The 3,081-nt window shown below is 73.5% G+C and carries 4 protein-coding genes; 3 read left to right on the top strand and 1 reads right to left on the bottom strand.

All coding sequences use genetic code 11. The annotated features are described in order from the left end of the window. A partial coding sequence (locus AC2W7J_RS17100; protein WP_485983877.1) for a hypothetical protein occupies nucleotides 1-369 on the bottom strand: 369 nt, incomplete at its 3' end. Nucleotides 370-451: 82 nt separating this feature from the next. Between AC2W7J_RS17100 and AC2W7J_RS17095 the strand changes: the two genes are divergently transcribed. From AC2W7J_RS17095 to AC2W7J_RS17085, 3 genes are all read left to right on the top strand, one after another. Then, the gene (locus tag AC2W7J_RS17095; protein ID WP_485983875.1) at nucleotides 452-1,393 is read left to right on the top strand and encodes a DNA repair protein RecN; all 942 of its coding nucleotides are present in this window, start codon (nucleotides 452-454) and stop codon (nucleotides 1,391-1,393) included. 31 nt (nucleotides 1,394-1,424) lie between these two features. Further along, entirely contained in the window at nucleotides 1,425-2,606 is a 1,182-nt protein-coding gene (steA, locus tag AC2W7J_RS17090; protein WP_485983873.1) for a putative cytokinetic ring protein SteA, read from the top strand. Further along, nucleotides 2,603-3,081, top strand: a 479-nt coding sequence (locus AC2W7J_RS17085; protein WP_485983871.1) for a copper transporter, incomplete at its 3' end; no start/stop codon positions are given. The genes steA and AC2W7J_RS17085, both read left to right, overlap by 4 nt.

Raw genomic sequence — 3,081 nt, 5'->3', positions numbered from 1 at the left:
GGCGCCCAGGACGGCACGCTCGCCGAGCTGCGGCGAGGGCCTGGTGGCCGCACGCCAGGCCGACCATGTCGGCGCCTCAAGCGCCCCTCCCAGCACCGGGCCCTGCTCGACGCCTTCGGTGGAGACGAGGTGGCCGGTCCTGCGGAGGAGGTCGCCCGGGCGCACCGCGCCTGGCAGGAGACGAAGGGGGAGCTGGCTCGCCTCGTCGAGGGCGAGCGCACCCGGCTGCAGGAGGTCGAGCTGCTCACCCACCAGCTCGAGCAGATCGACGCCGTCGAGCCGCAGCCCGGGGAGGACGTGCAGCTGGCGCAGGAGGCCGAGCGCCTCGGGCACGCGGAGGAGCTGCGCACCGGCGCCGACACCGCCCACCGGCTGCTCTCCGATCCCGACAGCTTCGACGGCGACGACGTCGTCGGCCGGGTCGCCGGCGGGCGACGAGCTCGAGCGGCTCGTGGCCGACGACCCGCAGCTGGCCGACCTGCGTCGCCGGCTCGCCGAGGTGGGCGTGCTGGCCGCCGAGCTCGCGACCGAGCTGTCGGGCTACACCGCCGACATCGAGGCCGACCCCGCCCGCCTCGGAGCCGTCGAGGAGCGTCGTGCCGCGCTCCACGAGCTGACCCGGCGCTACGGCGAGGACATCGAGGCCGTGCTGCGGCACCGCGACAGCTCGCGCGAGCGACTGCTGGGCCTGCTCGGTGCCGACGAACGGATCGAGCAGCTGACCGCGCAGGCCGAGGCCGCGGAGCAGGAGCTCGCGGCAGCGGCACGCGGCTCACCGCGGCCCGGACGCGGCCGCTGCGCGACTGGCGTCCGCCGTCGAGGAGGAGCTCTCGCACCTGGGGATGGCCAAGGCCCGCGTCGAGGTGGCCGTCGAGCCGCGCACCGACGAGTCGGCGGCAGAGGTCGCGTCCGACGGCGCCAGTCTGCGGGTCGGACCGGACGGAGCGGATGTCGTCGAGGTTCGCGTCGCGGCCAACCGTGGCGAGCCCCCGCGCTCGGTGGCCAAGGCGCCTCCGGCGGTGAGCTCAGCCGGATCATGCTCGCCATCGAGGTCGCCACCGCGGGGTCGACGGGCAGCCAGGTGCCCACCTTCGTCTTCGACGAGGTCGACGCCGGTGTCGGTGGTCGTGCCGCGCTCGACGTCGGTGCCCGCCTCGCCGCGCTGGCCCGCACGAGCCAGGTCATCGTCGTCACCCACCTCGCCCAGGTCGCCGCCCACGCCGACCGCCACCTCGTCGTGCACAAGGCGCACGGCGACCAGGTGACCGCGAGCGGTGTCCGGCTCGTCGAGGGCGACGAGCGCCTCGGCGAGCTGTCGCGGATGATGGGCGGCGACGACTCGAGCGTCGGCCTGCGCCACGCGCAGGAGCTGCTCGAGCAGTGCCGCCGCTGATCCGCCACGGCTTCGTGGGACGATGCACCGGATGGCCCTTCGACTGACCCGCGACACGTCCCGCGAGCCGGCGCTGCCCGGCGTGCGCGGCCGCGTGCGGGTCGATCGACGCACCAAGAACCTCACCAAGCGGCTGCAGCCCGGCGACATCGCCGTCATCGACCACACGGACATCGACCGGGTGAGCGGGGAGGCGCTCGTCGCCTGCCGGCCCGCCGCCGTCGTCAACGCCGGCGCCTCGATCAGCGGCCGCTATCCCAATGTCGGGCCGGAGATCATCGTCGGTGCCGGGATCCCGCTGATCGACGTCGACGACGACGAGCTGCTCGGCAGGCTCAAGGACGGCCAGCCCGCGAGCGTCGACGGCGACTCCCTCCACCTGGCGAAGGAGTCGCTCGACGGCATCCGCTGGGAGCTGCCGCAGCTGCACGCCGCGATGGAGTCGGCCCGGGCGGGCCTGGGGACCCAGCTCGAGGCCTTCGCGGCCAACACGATGACCTACCTGAGCCAGGAGCGGGACCTGCTCTTCGACGGGGTCGGCGTGCCCGACATCGCGACCGACCTGCAGGGCCGGCACGCGCTCATCGTCGTGCGCGGCTACCACTACAAGGAGGACCTCGCCGCCCTTCGCCACTACATCCGCGAGTACAAGCCGGTGCTCATCGGGGTCGACGGGGGAGCGGACGCGCTCGTCGAGGCCGGCCACCGGCCCGACCTCATCGTCGGCGACATGGACTCCGTCTCCGACCGTGTCCTCACGAGTGGTGCCGAGGTCGTCGTGCACGCCTACCGCAGCGGCGAGGCGCCCGGCGTCGCCCGGGTCGAGTCCCTCGGTGTCACCCCCGTGGTCTTCCCGGCCACCGGCACGAGCGAGGACATCGCCATGCTCCTCGCCGACGACAAGGGCGCGGACCTCATCGTCGCCGTCGGCACGCACGCGACGCTCGTCGAGTTCCTCGACAAGGGGCGGGCGGGCATGTCGAGCACCTTTCTCACCCGGCTGCGGGTCGGCAGCAAGCTCATCGACGCGAAGGGGGTCAGCCGGCTCTACCGGACCCGCATCTCCTCGTGGTCGCTGGTCGGCCTGGGCCTCGTCTGTCTCCTCGCCCTCTTCGTCGCCCTGTGGTCGACCCCGACAGGGCAGGCCACCCTGCAGCTGCTCGGGGCCCGCTGGGACGACCTGTGGGCCTTCGTCGAAGGACTGCTCACGTGATCGACTTCAGGTACCACCTCGTCTCCCTCGCGGCCGTGCTCATCGCGCTGTCGATCGGGATCGTGCTGGGGGCCGGGCCGCTCAACGACAACATCGGCAGCACGCTCTCGGGCGAGGTCACCAAGCTGCGGCAGGAGAAGGAGGACCTGCGCCGGCAGGCCAACGAGGACCGGCAGGCCATCGAGGGGCGCGACGCCTATGACGAGCAGACCCTGCCGCAGGTCGTCGGGAGCCGCCTCTCCGACGACACCGCGACGGTCGTCGCCCTGCCGGAGGCCTCCGACGACGACGTCGCCGCGCTCGAGGTGCTCGAGCAGGCCGGTGCCAGCGTCGCCGACACCGTCGAGGTCACGGCCGACTGGGCCGAGCGGGTGGGTCGGTCTCGACCTCGACGACGGCACCGACTGGGACGAGGTCGCCGAGCTGCTCGAGATCTCCTACCGGCGCACCGCCGGCACGCGGCTCGTCGCCCGCC

This window comes from Janibacter sp. CFPM2_SD2 (genome assembly GCF_057364645.1).
This window is presented reverse-complemented; position numbering and strand designations above follow the sequence as displayed.